General features: G+C 64.2%; 17 protein-coding genes. 6 read left to right on the top strand and 11 right to left on the bottom strand.

What is annotated here, in order from left to right:
* Positions 1–40 precede the first annotated feature (40 nt).
* Both LAQ74_RS00825 and LAQ74_RS00820 read right to left on the bottom strand, forming a co-directional pair.
* Positions 41–532: a DUF7974 family protein gene (locus LAQ74_RS00825; protein ID WP_224333887.1), complete on the bottom strand. Its 492-nt coding sequence runs from the start codon at positions 530–532 to the stop codon at positions 41–43.
* Positions 533–578: 46 nt separating this feature from the next.
* On the bottom strand, positions 579–758 hold the full coding sequence (locus LAQ74_RS00820) for a hypothetical protein (RefSeq protein ID WP_224333886.1): 180 nt from the start codon (positions 756–758) through the stop codon (positions 579–581).
* A gap of 121 nt (positions 759–879) precedes the next feature.
* On the opposite strand from LAQ74_RS00820, the gene LAQ74_RS00815 reads away from it, so the two are divergent.
* From LAQ74_RS00815 to LAQ74_RS00805, 3 genes are all read left to right on the top strand, one after another.
* On the top strand, positions 880–1035 hold the full coding sequence (locus LAQ74_RS00815; RefSeq protein WP_224333885.1) for a hypothetical protein: 156 nt from the start codon (positions 880–882) through the stop codon (positions 1033–1035).
* Between the two features lies 1 nt (position 1036).
* Positions 1037–1840 (top strand): hypothetical protein, encoded by an 804-nt coding sequence (locus LAQ74_RS00810; protein WP_224333884.1) that lies wholly within the window; start codon positions 1037–1039, stop codon positions 1838–1840.
* Between the two features lie 92 nt (positions 1841–1932).
* Positions 1933–2298 carry a hypothetical protein gene (locus tag LAQ74_RS00805; RefSeq protein ID WP_224333883.1) on the top strand — a complete coding sequence of 122 codons (366 nt, stop codon included), beginning with the start codon at positions 1933–1935 and terminating at the stop codon, positions 2296–2298.
* A 136-nt stretch (positions 2299–2434) separates the two neighbouring features.
* Here LAQ74_RS00805 and LAQ74_RS00800 read toward each other — a convergent pair whose 3' ends face one another.
* From LAQ74_RS00800 to LAQ74_RS00770, 7 genes are all read right to left on the bottom strand, one after another.
* Positions 2435–2839 (bottom strand): FlaD/FlaE family flagellar protein, encoded by a 405-nt coding sequence (locus LAQ74_RS00800; RefSeq protein WP_224333882.1) that lies wholly within the window; start codon positions 2837–2839, stop codon positions 2435–2437.
* Between the two features lie 99 nt (positions 2840–2938).
* On the bottom strand, positions 2939–4678 hold the full coding sequence (flaJ, locus tag LAQ74_RS00795) for an archaellar assembly protein FlaJ (protein ID WP_224333881.1): 1740 nt from the start codon (positions 4676–4678) through the stop codon (positions 2939–2941).
* 12 nt (positions 4679–4690) lie between these two features.
* Positions 4691–6373, bottom strand: coding sequence for a type II/IV secretion system ATPase subunit (locus tag LAQ74_RS00790; RefSeq protein WP_224333880.1), 1683 nt, complete (start codon positions 6371–6373; stop codon positions 4691–4693).
* A gap of 2 nt (positions 6374–6375) precedes the next feature.
* Positions 6376–7125 (bottom strand): archaellum protein ArlH, encoded by a 750-nt coding sequence (arlH, locus tag LAQ74_RS00785; protein WP_224333879.1) that lies wholly within the window; start codon positions 7123–7125, stop codon positions 6376–6378.
* 7 nt (positions 7126–7132) lie between these two features.
* Positions 7133–7597 (bottom strand): archaellum stator protein ArlG, encoded by a 465-nt coding sequence (arlG, locus tag LAQ74_RS00780; RefSeq protein WP_224333878.1) that lies wholly within the window; start codon positions 7595–7597, stop codon positions 7133–7135.
* Positions 7597–8043 carry an archaellum stator protein ArlF gene (gene arlF / locus LAQ74_RS00775; RefSeq protein WP_224333877.1) on the bottom strand — a complete coding sequence of 149 codons (447 nt, stop codon included), beginning with the start codon at positions 8041–8043 and terminating at the stop codon, positions 7597–7599. The genes arlG and arlF overlap by 1 nt, the downstream gene beginning before the upstream one ends.
* 4 nt (positions 8044–8047) lie before the next feature.
* Positions 8048–8944, bottom strand: coding sequence for a FlaD/FlaE family flagellar protein (locus LAQ74_RS00770; RefSeq protein WP_224333876.1), 897 nt, complete (start codon positions 8942–8944; stop codon positions 8048–8050).
* A 368-nt stretch (positions 8945–9312) separates the two neighbouring features.
* Between LAQ74_RS00770 and LAQ74_RS00765 the strand changes: the two genes are divergently transcribed.
* The 3 genes from LAQ74_RS00765 (at position 9313) to LAQ74_RS00755 (ending at position 10772) form a co-directional block, all read left to right on the top strand.
* The gene (locus tag LAQ74_RS00765; protein ID WP_224333875.1) at positions 9313–9924 is read left to right on the top strand and encodes an archaellin/type IV pilin N-terminal domain-containing protein; all 612 of its coding nucleotides are present in this window, start codon (positions 9313–9315) and stop codon (positions 9922–9924) included.
* A gap of 96 nt (positions 9925–10020) precedes the next feature.
* Positions 10021–10365 carry a hypothetical protein gene (locus LAQ74_RS00760; RefSeq protein ID WP_224333874.1) on the top strand — a complete coding sequence of 115 codons (345 nt, stop codon included), beginning with the start codon at positions 10021–10023 and terminating at the stop codon, positions 10363–10365.
* Between the two features lie 32 nt (positions 10366–10397).
* A complete protein-coding gene (locus tag LAQ74_RS00755; RefSeq protein ID WP_224333873.1) occupies positions 10398–10772 on the top strand; it encodes a hypothetical protein in 375 nt (124 codons plus the stop codon).
* A 124-nt stretch (positions 10773–10896) separates the two neighbouring features.
* Here LAQ74_RS00755 and LAQ74_RS00750 read toward each other — a convergent pair whose 3' ends face one another.
* Together LAQ74_RS00750 and LAQ74_RS00745 are read right to left on the bottom strand one after the other, a co-directional pair.
* Entirely contained in the window at positions 10897–11196 is a 300-nt protein-coding gene (locus LAQ74_RS00750; RefSeq protein ID WP_224333872.1) for a hypothetical protein, read from the bottom strand.
* Positions 11193–11747 (bottom strand): hypothetical protein, encoded by a 555-nt coding sequence (locus tag LAQ74_RS00745; protein ID WP_224333871.1) that lies wholly within the window; start codon positions 11745–11747, stop codon positions 11193–11195. Before LAQ74_RS00745 ends, LAQ74_RS00750 begins: the two co-directional genes overlap by 4 nt.
* Positions 11748–11750 lie beyond the last annotated feature (3 nt).

The raw sequence follows: 11750 nt of genomic DNA, 5'->3' as shown, positions 1-11750 counted from the left end.
GCGCGGATCCGCTCGACAGTTTTCGGCGGACGGTCCGCCGTCACTCGATAGTTATCTCGACGGAGTCAGTCGGTTGGTTCGCGCCGGTCGCGACGAACGCGCCGACTTCGTGGACGCCGCGCTCGGGCAGTTCCCACGTCGTCCGGTCGCCGACACGTTTGAGCCGGCCGCTCCACGTCTGTTCTATCACCTTCGTCTCCTTGGGGCCGAACGCGAGCGACCCGGGGTTGTCGCTGAGATACCGCGGTTCGTCGCTGCCCTCCAACAGTCCGTCGACGGTCCACCCCCAGAGCCGTCGCCGCGGCGTCGCCACGGTCACCGGAATCGGCAGTCGGTTCCGTATCGCGATCGTCAGTTCGACCGGGTCGCCCCGTTCGTACCGACGCCGACCGGTGGTCACGCGAATCGACAGCCCGCGGCGCACGAGCGACTGCGGGACGAACGCGCCGAGTCGCTCTGCGAGTGACCCACCGCCCTCGTCGAACCCGTACCGGTCCTCGCGGTCCGACGCAGCGGTCTTCCTCCCTGGCATACGCGTTCGTATCGCGCGTCTCGCAGATGGCTCTGTCGAACCGCGCTCAGTTCAACAGCGCGACGAACATCAGGCCGAACCCCGAGACGACGAGGACGGCGGAGAAACAGCCCTCGATGACGCGGAGGTACGTCGCGTCGGTTCTGTTCGTCCGAACCAGTCGAAGAAAGGAGACGCCGACGGTCACGAGGCCGAGGCCGACGAACAGACCGGTCAGGAGATTCATCGTTCGAGTCGTCGGGTCGTACGTCCGACCCTCTCATAAGTGTTCGTTAGTGTGTTTATATCTGATATAAACCCAACAGCTAAAGAAGCGTTTAATAGCCTGACGCGGTTCGATACTGCCGATGAACGTGAAATTAGCGGCGAGAGTACTCTCGTCGTGGGTGGGAAAAGGGGGAAGACGGACCGACCGGGCCGAGGTACCGCTCAACGTGGCACCGCTTCTGTTGTTCGGCCTCGTCCTCGTCGTTCTCACCGTCATTGCCGAGGTCAGTCTCTGACGTGGAGTTCCGAGACGAGCGGACGCAGGCGGCGTCTTCGAGGGGAGCGAACGGTCACGCCGGACCGCGACGACCGGCCCGTCCGGCGCTCGCCTGGGTCGCCTCTCCGTGGCTCTGGGCCGTCACCGGCTTTCTGATGGTGACGCTCGTCGTCGAGATGGCCCTCGTCGGGGCGCTCGCGTACGGCGTCCCCCTCCTCTGGACGGTGACGAGCGCCGTGGCCGACCCCCTCGTGGTGCTGGCGACGTTCCTCGCCGCCCGGTTTCTGGCCTTCCGTCTCTATCAGTGGCGACGCGACTACCTCGCGACACACGGCGAGTTGTGGATTCGGAACTCGGGATCCGCCGGTGCCCTCGTCACCGTCGCCTCCTTCTCGCTCGTCGGTCTGGTGCCGGCGGCGGCGCTGTTTCCCTTCGTGAACGTCCGAGTCTCCGAACACATGACGTTTCTCTCCGCGGCCATCGCGACGATAACCGTCCCCACCTGCTACCTCCTCTTGGTCTACCACCTCGGCGAACTGTCGGCGGCCGACCGACACCGGAGGCGGTTCCGCGTCTCCCCGGCGATGTGGCACTTCCTGTGGAGTCTCCCGGCCATCGTCTTCGTCTGGATGGTCGTCTCGGGGACGACGTGGACGCTCTCGACCGACTCGGTCGCGCCTCCGTTCGTGGCGCTCGTCGACGGACTCCGCGTCGGCAGGTGGGTCGTCGGCTACGTCGCGCTCTGTGCACCGACGCTGGTGGCGCTCGCGTACACGCTCCGTCGGCTGACCGGCGTGCTGTTCGCCCCGCTACCTCGCCGGTAGTTCGACCCGCTGGCCGAGACGAGTGTGCGTGACATACGACAACCAGAGCAGTTATCATCCACTACTCTCAGCATACAATCAGCCACAGAATAATGTCGACGAAAGATACTACCACCTTCCGAACGAAAGCCCTCAGCGTCTCGGACGGTCTCAGCGCGAACCAGAAGGCGGCCGCGATAACGGGGAGCGGACTGTTCGCTGGCGTGCTGTTGGGCGCGATGGGCATGCTGTTCGAGTTCAACCGCGACGACGTCATCGTCGGCGTCGCCGCGCTCGGCCTCGTCGTGTTCGCCGCCGTCGTGTTCGCCGTCGTCCGCGCGATGATAATCAGCGCCGAGATGAAAGACGACGGGACGATTCTCGACGCCGCGAAACACCCGCTTTTCGCCGCGCTGTTCGTTAGTCTCGCCATCGCCTGCGGCGCGTTCCTGAGCGTCGTCTACCGGTACGGACTCTGAGCGCGCGGAGCGAATTCGAACCGCGGAGAAGCGTATCGACCCCGAGAGCGGACGCTCCGGCGTCCGGGTGTCGGCGACTGCGAGAACTGGTCCGCGTCGAAGTCCGAGGCGACCGAAGGCCGACGCCGCGCGCCGGTTATCGGACCGTGTGTTCGTCGGGGTGGCGAAGCGGCAACAGGTCGTTCTCGACGTCCGTCCCCGTTATCTTCGCGATGTACTCCAGCGACTTGGCGTGTCGCTCGAACGGCGACTCGACCAGCGAGTCGAGCGACTCGTCGAGCGCGATCGACTCGTCGTTGACGCGGTCGAGTTCTTCGAGCGAGAGGCCGCGGACGTGTCGAATCATCAGCCGCCGCGCCCGCTCGCTTATCCAGTCGATGTCGCGGTAGTACGCCAGCGCGTTTATCGCCCCGGTCGGGCCGAACTCGCGCCCGAGATACCGCGCCCACTCCATCGCGGTGACGTTCTCGGCGGCGTCGCGCGGGATGGTGCCGAGATACGGTTTCGTCTGCCTGCTGTCGGCCGAACGGTCTCCTGGCATGTGTGTCTCCTTCCGCGATGATTGGAGTGACCCGTTAAATACGTTTCGTAGGTTCGATTACATTCTTGATGCAACGAATGTAGATATAGAATACACCGGTCAGAAGGCGACGAGCGTGCTGACGACCTCGCTCGTCACGACGGCGACGACGGTGCTCGACCAGACGAGCAGCGTGAAGTGCGGCAGCGCGTTCATCGAGTGACCGCGGCCGATGACTCGGATCATCATCGACGCGAAGAACGCGTTGACGACGATGGCGACGAGGAGCAGAAACTCGATTTCGGGCATGTTGTAGACGGAGGGGTTCAGAAGCGAGCCGACGATGTTGGAGTCGATGTCCATCTCCGTCGAGATCTCCTTCAGCACCCGCACCACCTCCAGCGCGACATAGTAGGCGAACGTGCTGGAGAGGACGACGCCGTACAGCACGCCGAGCACCGTCCCGACCTCCTGTGCGCGCTTGCGACGGAGGTTCAACACGGCGGTCATGTTTCGGCTGATGAGCGTCCCCAGTTGGCGGGGTTCGCCGCCCATCCGTCGCCCCTTGACGTACATGTCGCTGAACTTCTGGATGAGATACGACCCCGTCTCGGCGGCGAAGTGATTCCACGACAGTTCGGAGTCGATGCGCATGTTCAGTCGGCGGTAGAGGTTCGAAATGTTCTCGGTGAGCGCGCCGAAGTCCTTCTTTTTGAGGCTCGCCAGAACCGACGAGGTGGAACTCTGCTTGACGCTCTCGACGGCCCCGAGCGCGCGGATGAACGAGGGGAACCCCTCGTCGCGGTTCTTCACGCGCTTCTCCTCGCGCTGCATCACGACCCCGGGGAGCAGCAGCGGCGTGAACGGAATCGCCACGTAGAACGGCAGCGGAAGCTCGTCAGGGTCGAACGGCAGCATCCCCTGTAGCGCCGCGTAGCAGGCGGCGGTCAGCGCCAGCGACAACCCCGCGCCGACGACGAGGCTCGTCCGGGTGCGGACGTTCCTGTCGAGGGACATCTCGCTGTGGAACCAGACGGGGTCCTTCGGCGCGATGCTGTTCATCGCGTAGAGGAACATCACCTGGACGAACACCGACCCGAGGATGACGGCGACGAGCGCCATCGTCGGGTCGATACCGATGAGAAACGGGATGACGATGGCGAACACCAGTCCGAACGTCACCGAGAGGTTGACCGACATGTAGACGTCCTTGACCAGCCCGAGTCGGTCGAGTTGGCTCCCGTACCGGGTGGTGAAGCTCTGGATGATGGAGTCCTGCTCGTTGAGGAGGAACTCGCTGATGTGCTGGCCCGCCCCGACGGAGTACGCCATCCGTTCGAGGAAGTCCTCCATCAGCGGACTCGCGACGAACTTCGCGCGCATCCGACAGGCGTCGTCGAGGCTCTGATTCCACGTGTCGACGAGTGCGACGATGCGACCCATCTCCTCGGCGATCGGGCCGTACTCGTTCTCGCGGGCGAGCGTCCGGAAGATCTCGACGCGGTCGATGTTCGTCGTCGACAGCACCGTGATGTGGGTGATAAAGAGGTAGAACTTCTCTCTGGTCTCCTTGCGCTTTCTGTCGTGGACGAGTTGCGGGTAGACGAGTGCGACGCCCGGCACGAAAAACGACAGCAGGACGAACGGCGCGCTGACGGCGAGGGGGGGTTCGAACGCGAGGACGGCGATGAACGTCGCCTGCCCGAACAGTAGCGCGGGCAGGAGCATGACGAACAGATACCGCTCGTACGGCATGTCCATCGTGTAGTAGCCGCGTTCGAGCGACTCCAGCATCTGCTGGAGGTCGAACTGGCTCTCGGACTCCGTGTCGGCGACGTTCGACCCCGAGCCGCCGTCCATCGTCGCCACCGCTTACCGCCCACCGACCTCGGTCAGTCCCGCGATATCTATCGGCAGCGCCTCGACGCCGTCGTTCTGGAACGTCTCGATGGCCTGGTTCACTTCGGCGTATTCGAGCACGTTTCCGTCGATGAGGCGGCGGAGTATCTCGGCGCGGCGCAGCAGTTCGTCGTAGATAGCGCGCGAGTCCTCGAAGCCCAGAAGCGGTGCGATGCGGTCCTCCAGCACGTAGGAGTTGTTCATCCCGGTGAAGATGATGTCGTCCTCGATGGGATCCCAGGTGAACACCTGCCGGGTGACGACGCCGCCTTCCTGCTTGGAGTAGCCCTCTATCTCCTGGATACTCGTGACGCGACGGACCATGTCGTCACCGAGTTTGACCCGGTTCTGGAACACACAGAGGTCGCAGTTGCCCATGAACGTCTCCGGGACGGAAATGGGGTCGCCGGTGAAACGCTGGATGAGCGAGACGATGTCGCTGGCGTGGAACGTCAGCATCACGGGGTGGCCGGTCTGGGCGGCCTGAAATGCCATCCGCCCCTCAGCACCACGGACCTCCCCGACGATGATGTAGTCGGGGCGCGACCGGAGGGCGGCCGCGACGAGGTCGAACATGTCGACGTCCGTGCTGTCGTCGCTGCCCTGCCCCTCGCGGGTGAGCAGTTGCTGCCACGTGCTGTGCGGTGGAAGGACCTCCGCGGTGTCCTCCGCGGTGTAGATTTTGGCGTCTCTCGGGATGAACGAGAGGATGGCGTTGAGCGTCGTCGTCTTCCCCGACGCCGTCTCGCCGGCGACGAAGATGGTCTGGTCGTTCTCCAGACAGAGCCACAGATACGCCGACATCTCGGGGCTGAGCGTCCCCCACTTCGTGATCTGGAGGATGGAGAGCGGCACCTCGTTGAACTGCCGAATCGTCAGCGACGGCCCCTTGATACTCACGTCGTCGGAGTAGATGATGTTGATACGCGACCCGTCGGGCAGCGTCGAGTCGATGACGGGATTCGAGTCGCTGATGGGCGTGTCCATCCGCTCGCCGAGGTTCCGGAGCCAGTTTTCGAACTCGTCGGGCGACCCGAAGTCGATGCTCGTCGGGAGCATCCCGTAGGTGCCGTGGTCGGTGAAACACTCGTGCGGACCGATGACGTGGATGTCCTCGTTCTCGGGGTCGCCCATCAGCGGCGCGAGTGGTCCGAGGCCGACGATGTCGCGCTGGAGGAGATACCGAACCGTGTGGAACGTCTCTTCGGGGACCGTGATGCGCCCGCTGAGCAGCGACCCCAGACTCGTCATCGGCGTGCCGACGGTGACGACTTCGTTCAGCAGTTCGTCGAGATGTGTCTGGAACTCGTCGATGTCGCCGGGTGCGGGGCGCGTGACGCTCTCGTCGAGGATCCGCTGGCGGATGCGACGGTACGTCGCCCGGTCGGTTTCGTCGAGCGAGGGTTCGATGGCGTAGTACTTCGTCGGGACGCCGGTGTCGCCGAAGACGTGACAGAAGACGGGGTGGTCGTTCTTCACCGTCGGGTAGATGACGTTCGGCCGACGCACCTCGTGTTCGGACTCCAGTTCCTCGGTGTACACCGGATACTCGTTGTACTCGGCGCGGAAGCGCTGGAGGTGTTCGTCGAGGTGCGGATGCTGCTCGGCGAGCGAGCGGAGTTCCCCGGAGAGTTTGGTGGTTCCGAGGTCCGACATCGTCAGGCCACCGTCCGACTCACGATGCTGATGCCGCGACCCGACTGGACGGTGAAGCCGATGTTGTCGTCGACCTGCTCGCCCATGCCGCCGAACTTGCGGACGAGCGCGTTGCGGCGAATCTCGCTGCCGACGCTCTTGGTCTCGATGTCGAGGTAGACGTCCGACACCGTCCGGAGCGGGCGGAGCGTGTTCGGACTGAGCGAGTCGGGATTCACCGTAAAGACGACCGTCGTCCCGTCGGTGACGATCTGCCGGAAGAACGTGATGAGGTTCTGCATCAGGTCGTCCTCGTCGTTCTCGTCGCTGATGGCCTCGAAACGCGGGTCGTGCAGGAGGATGGAGTCGAAGCCGTCGATGATGACCACATCGCTCCGCCACATCGTCTCCGCGTGCATCAGTCGCGTCAGCATCTCGCGGCCGTCGAGACCCGCCTCCCGCCCGTCCATCCGGTCTCGGGTGTCCACGTCCGCGTGCAGGAACAACATCTGCTCTGCGAGCAGGTGGCTGACGACGCTGTACGACAGCGAACGCATCTGCGAGACGAACCCGGCCGCCTCCAGTTCCGTCGAGACGTACGTCACCGAGTGGCCGGTCTCGCAGAACCCATAACAGAATCGTTGGGTGAGTGCGCTCTTGCCCGCACCGTGGCCGCCCTCGATGAGGACGAGACTGCCCCGCGGCAGGCCACCGCCGAAGGAGGCGTCGATTCGGTCGCGGTCCGTCAGTCCGAGTGAGTAGTATCCGTTCATGGTTCGGTTAGGTTGATTCGGTGCGGAACAGCAGTTCCGCGGAGTCGCCGTCGACGTGGACGACAGCCCGGTGGTCGCCGGGGTCGAGCGCGGCCGATGCGGTGACGCGGACGGTCTGACCGGGTCGCCACGCCGACGCGTCGCTGACGACGGTGACGGTGTCGACCGGTATGTACCGCCCGTCGACGACCACGTCGACGCCTCTCTCCGTCGAGAGCGTGCGCTCGCCGGTGTTCTTGACGAGCAGCGTGACGGTCTCGTTGTCCTCCGTGTCGTCGTAGATCGACTCGGGGCTTCCCGGGTCGCTGATTATCTCGATGTCGGTGTCGATTCCTTCGACGATGTTGTCGCCGCGGCTGTCGAGCGAACCGCTGATGTCGTTGACGTTCGCGGTCAGCGTCGTCGCGACGCCCGCGGCGACGGTCAACGCCGCGATGAACAGCACGAGTTGGGTGATGCCGCTGCTGGACATCAGGACTCCTCCCCGACGTCAGTCGTCGACACGCGGACGCCGGGTCCCGTGACGACGTGGACGCGGTCGGGCGCCTCGGAGACGTCGTCGACGACGACGGTGAGCGTCTCGCCGGGCAACCACAGCGCCCGGTCGGACACGCCGTCGACGGTCGTCTCGGAGTCGGTCTCGATGACGCCGTCCAAGAGGAGGTCGGTCTCGTCGACGCGGAGCGTCGTCGTCCCGGTGTTCGTCACGTTCACGGAGAGCGTCTGCGCGGATTCGTTGTAAGTCGAGTTTTCAAGAGAGATATCGGTGTTTCGCTGTGCGAGCGAGCGATCGTCTCGGTCGTCGAACGCCTCGGTGTGCGCCTCGGCGGTCTCCTCGACGACCGGGTAGAGAAAGCCGAAGCTCAGCAGAACGCCGATGAAGATGATGGTGGCGGCGGCGCTCGTGCTGAATCCCATCTGCTCAGGCCGAGGCGACGGTGGCTCGGAGCCCGTCGAGCTTCATGATGTAGGCGAAGCTCTGGCTGTGTTCCTCGCTCGTCAGGTCGTCGACCACACCCTCGGCCGCAAGCGGCGCGGTCTGGACACCACCGAGCAGGTCCTCGAGGTGGTCTTTGACCGATTCGTCTATCCAGTTGATCCGCTCGTAGTAGTCGACGGCCTTCATCGCACCGCCGGGACCCGCGCTGTCGATGAGCAGCGTCATCCACTCCATCAACAACACCTCCGTGGCGAACGACGGCGCGAGTCCGCGCAGGTACACGTCGGACGCCCCCGCGGGGGCGGCCGCGCGAACGCCGGCGGGCGGCGCGGGCGGTGTCTCGATGTCCGGCGGCGAAACGTCGAACGCGTCGTCGTCCGGTTCGTCGAAGCCGCCGTCGTCGACGTCGACCGGCTCGGAACGGACGGGCTCCGTCGGGGTGACGACGCCGTAGCGCGACTCCGCGTCGGCGTGCGCCGTCTCCGCCGACTGCCGCCACTGTTCGTCGAACGGGTTGACCTGCGCCGTCAGACGGTCGTACACGCCCAACAGCTGTGCGGTGTCGTCTTCGAGTCCGTCCAACCGCTCGACCATCTCGTCGCGTTCGCTCTGGACGGCTCGCAGTTTCGACTGCGTGGTCTCCAAATCGGCGGCGACCTGGTCGAGTTCGTGACGCAGGTCTTCGATGGCGTCGCCCCCGGCGGCGACGTCGGCGTCGGCACCATCGTCGCTCGGGCCTCCCTCCTCGTCGAATTCTGCGGCCTCGTCGGCACCGTCGCCGGCGTCGTCGCCGGCGCGGTCGGACTCCTCTCGCCTCTCCTGCAACTGGGGAGCGAGCGCTTCCAAACCGAGCGAGCGCAGAACGTTTCCGATATCCATACTGTGCCTGTTCTTGAAAATTAGGTCGTATAAAACTTTTCCATGGGTGTTAGAGTCTCGATAAATCTGGTGTTTACAATGGCATATTCGGTCCGTCTGTAGTTTCCAACCGAGGTCCACCTCCGTCGATGAAATGCCCGAATTCGGGGGAATGAGTCCATTTTAGCCACCTTCTAACGGCGCTTGTGGGTCGTTCTGGGGCTCATTGTGACCCCTCAATCGGGACATTATTCTTCTCCGTGAAAGTAACTATTTGATGATATTATTTTCAACAATACTGTCTGTTGAGGGCAAAGGTTTATGTTGCATTGAATTCTCGGAGTGAATAAGCCGCGTCGAAGGCGCGGTTAGCAAGAACCTAACCAACCATGTTACCGTTCAACAAAGACAACGACCGAGGTCAGGTCGGTATCGAGACTCTGATCATCTTCATCGCCATGATTCTCGTGGCGGCAGTCGCCGCCGGTGTTCTCATCAACACCGCCGGCTTCCTGCAGAACAAAGCATCCGCGACCAGTGACGATTCCACCGAGCAGGTGTCCAACCAGGTCCTCGTGGCCAGCGCGGTTGGTGACGTCGACACGGATGGTGAAGTGATCGAGGCGCTGAAGTTCACGACGATGCAGTCGCCGGGTGCCGGTGAAATCGACATGAACGACGCGACCATCGAATTCATCGGTCCAAACGGCAAGGTTACGCTTACACACGCCGATGACCAGGACGCTGACGCTAGCAACAATGAGTTCGGTACGAGCACACTCAAGGACGAAGACTCCTCTATCCCGGTCCTGAACTCGAAGGACGACCGGATGGAAGTCGAGATCGCACTCACCGACACGGAAGACGATGAACTCGAAGCGCTCGAAGGCGGCGAGTCCGCGACGGTCCGCTTCGTCACGCAGTCCGGCAGCCAGTACACGTACATCGTGAACGTGCCGGAGTCGCTCAGCAGTTCCGGCGGTTCGTCCGTCGAAGTCTAAACCCGCAACCATCGAGGACTGACACACCCCTCGAATCCCGCGGTCGGGGCTGACACACCCCCCGAACCGCGGACATTATTCTCACACCGAATCGCAATGATTGACTCGACGTTTCTGGTACTCGTAGGACTCACCGTCCTTGCGTTCGAGTTCGACACGGCACTGTACGTCGTATGGTGTCGGCTGGTCGGCATCGAACCGACGCTCATCGTCGGCTACGCGAACCTCTCGCAAGGCTGGCGACTGGTCGTCGTCACGAGTATCGGCGCATCCTTCGGCGTGTTCAGCAGCGTCGTCGCCGACCTGTACGTCGGCGCGGCCGCCGTCGTGTTCGGCGCGGCGACGCTGTTCGCCGGAGTGATGCTGTACGAACTGGCACTGCATATCGCGGCCGAGGCGAACGTCGCCACGTCCGCGTCCAGTTCCCGGAGCGAATCGTAACGATGTTCGGCTCCGACGACAGTCGACGGTCCGTGGACACAGACGACGACCGACGCCGGTCGGACGCGCGACGGAGCGCGCCGATATCGCGCGGCGTCATCGAACCCGCGGACCTCGACATCGAAGCGGACGACCGCGTCCGAAAGCGCGGCGACCACTCGTTCGTCGTCACGAGCGACGACGAACCGAACCGGACGGAGACGTCCGTCGCCGACGAGGACGGCCCGCGGTTCGAGGTCGAACTCGCCGCGTCGGTCGACGGCCGCGTCTCCCACCGGCGCTTCGTCGCCGACGACGCGGAGGAGCTACTCGGGTCGCTGGCGACGTGGGTCGAAAACCACGACGACGCGACGCTCCCGGACGCGACGCTTCGAGAACTGGTAGAACGAACGACACGCGAGGAGTAGCGGACGACGAGCGGTTCGTCGTCGCGACTCCGTCCTGTCGCAGAACACCGACCGACGAGCGAACGCGTCGCTCAGTTCGTGGCGACCCCTCTGACACGATCCGGCCATCCGTACGCTCGACAGCTCACGAGTCGACATTCGTTCGACCCGAGACCAGCAACCAGAGGAGTTCCGAGACGCCGGCGAGCAGCGAAGACCCGGAAGCGACGATCAGGACGCGCCCAGCGCTCGCATACTGTCGGCCGAACACGGTGACCGCGTCCTCGGCGACGCCGAAGTACAGCGTCGAAAACAGACACATACAGCACAGCCACCCGGCGACCGAGCGGACAGTCGGAGAGAAACGGAGCCATCGCCGAAGCGCCACCGTCGCCGCCGGAACCGCCGGGAGGACGGCTACGGCTACCGTAGCGGAGACCGTCACGACATCCGGTCGAGTTCGCGCCGCCCGGTGAGCAGTTGCGCGGTCCGCCAGAGCGCGCCGCCGAACGCGAGGACGCTCACGCTGAACAGCGCGGTCTCGGCGAGCGCCAGAAGCATCGTCTGGTCGGCGTAGACGAGTCCGTAGGCGACGCCCGCGTTGCCCATCACCCCGGCGAGAAACAGCAGCACCGCTTTCTTGCGGTTCGAGACGCAGCGTTCGTGGACCTGCGTCGGTTCGTGGAGAAACGAGAGTTCCGAGGAGAGTCCGTCGAGTCGTGAGGAGTCTTCGAGCGCGCGCGCGAGCGACACGCCCGCGTCGGCGGCGCGACGCTTGCTCCGGTCGGTCGTCGCTCGCTGCCCGGCGACGAACGAGGAGAGTTCGGTCAGCGGGCGGAGTTCCGCCGAGCCGTCCGAGAGACGACGGGCCTGAATCTCCTTGGCCGTCGACTCGTACTCCGAGGGGTAGCCGAACCTCCGGACGAGCACGGCGGCGACGGCGCTGACGACCCCGACCGCCGAGACGAGCGCCAGATTCGTGACGGGGACGACCATCGC

It is taken from the genome of Haloprofundus halobius (genome assembly GCF_020097835.1).
Classification (GTDB): Archaea; Halobacteriota; Halobacteria; order Halobacteriales; family Haloferacaceae; genus Haloprofundus; species Haloprofundus halobius.
Note: the sequence above shows the minus strand (reverse complement) of the source record. Positions and strands in the feature narration are given on the sequence as shown.

Bases quoted from the DNA above. Each gene is read 5' to 3' on its own strand.
- LAQ74_RS00825 (WP_224333887.1), bottom strand. From the start codon at position 532: ATGCCAGGGAGGAAGACCGCTGCGTCGGACCGCGAGGACCGGTACGGG.
- LAQ74_RS00820 (WP_224333886.1), bottom strand. From the start codon at position 758: ATGAATCTCCTGACCGGTCTGTTCGTCGGCCTCGGCCTCGTGACCGTC.
- LAQ74_RS00815 (WP_224333885.1), top strand. From the start codon at position 880: ATGAACGTGAAATTAGCGGCGAGAGTACTCTCGTCGTGGGTGGGAAAA.
- LAQ74_RS00805 (WP_224333883.1), top strand. From the start codon at position 1,933: ATGTCGACGAAAGATACTACCACCTTCCGAACGAAAGCCCTCAGCGTC.
- LAQ74_RS00800 (WP_224333882.1), bottom strand. From the start codon at position 2,839: ATGCCAGGAGACCGTTCGGCCGACAGCAGGCAGACGAAACCGTATCTC.
- flaJ (WP_224333881.1), bottom strand. From the start codon at position 4,678: ATGGACGGCGGCTCGGGGTCGAACGTCGCCGACACGGAGTCCGAGAGC.
- LAQ74_RS00790 (WP_224333880.1), bottom strand. From the start codon at position 6,373: ATGTCGGACCTCGGAACCACCAAACTCTCCGGGGAACTCCGCTCGCTC.
- arlH (WP_224333879.1), bottom strand. From the start codon at position 7,125: ATGAACGGATACTACTCACTCGGACTGACGGACCGCGACCGAATCGAC.
- arlG (WP_224333878.1), bottom strand. From the start codon at position 7,597: ATGTCCAGCAGCGGCATCACCCAACTCGTGCTGTTCATCGCGGCGTTG.
- arlF (WP_224333877.1), bottom strand. From the start codon at position 8,043: ATGGGATTCAGCACGAGCGCCGCCGCCACCATCATCTTCATCGGCGTT.
- LAQ74_RS00770 (WP_224333876.1), bottom strand. From the start codon at position 8,944: ATGGATATCGGAAACGTTCTGCGCTCGCTCGGTTTGGAAGCGCTCGCT.
- LAQ74_RS00765 (WP_224333875.1), top strand. From the start codon at position 9,313: ATGTTACCGTTCAACAAAGACAACGACCGAGGTCAGGTCGGTATCGAG.
- LAQ74_RS00760 (WP_224333874.1), top strand. From the start codon at position 10,021: ATGATTGACTCGACGTTTCTGGTACTCGTAGGACTCACCGTCCTTGCG.
- LAQ74_RS00745 (WP_224333871.1), bottom strand. From the start codon at position 11,747: ATGGTCGTCCCCGTCACGAATCTGGCGCTCGTCTCGGCGGTCGGGGTC.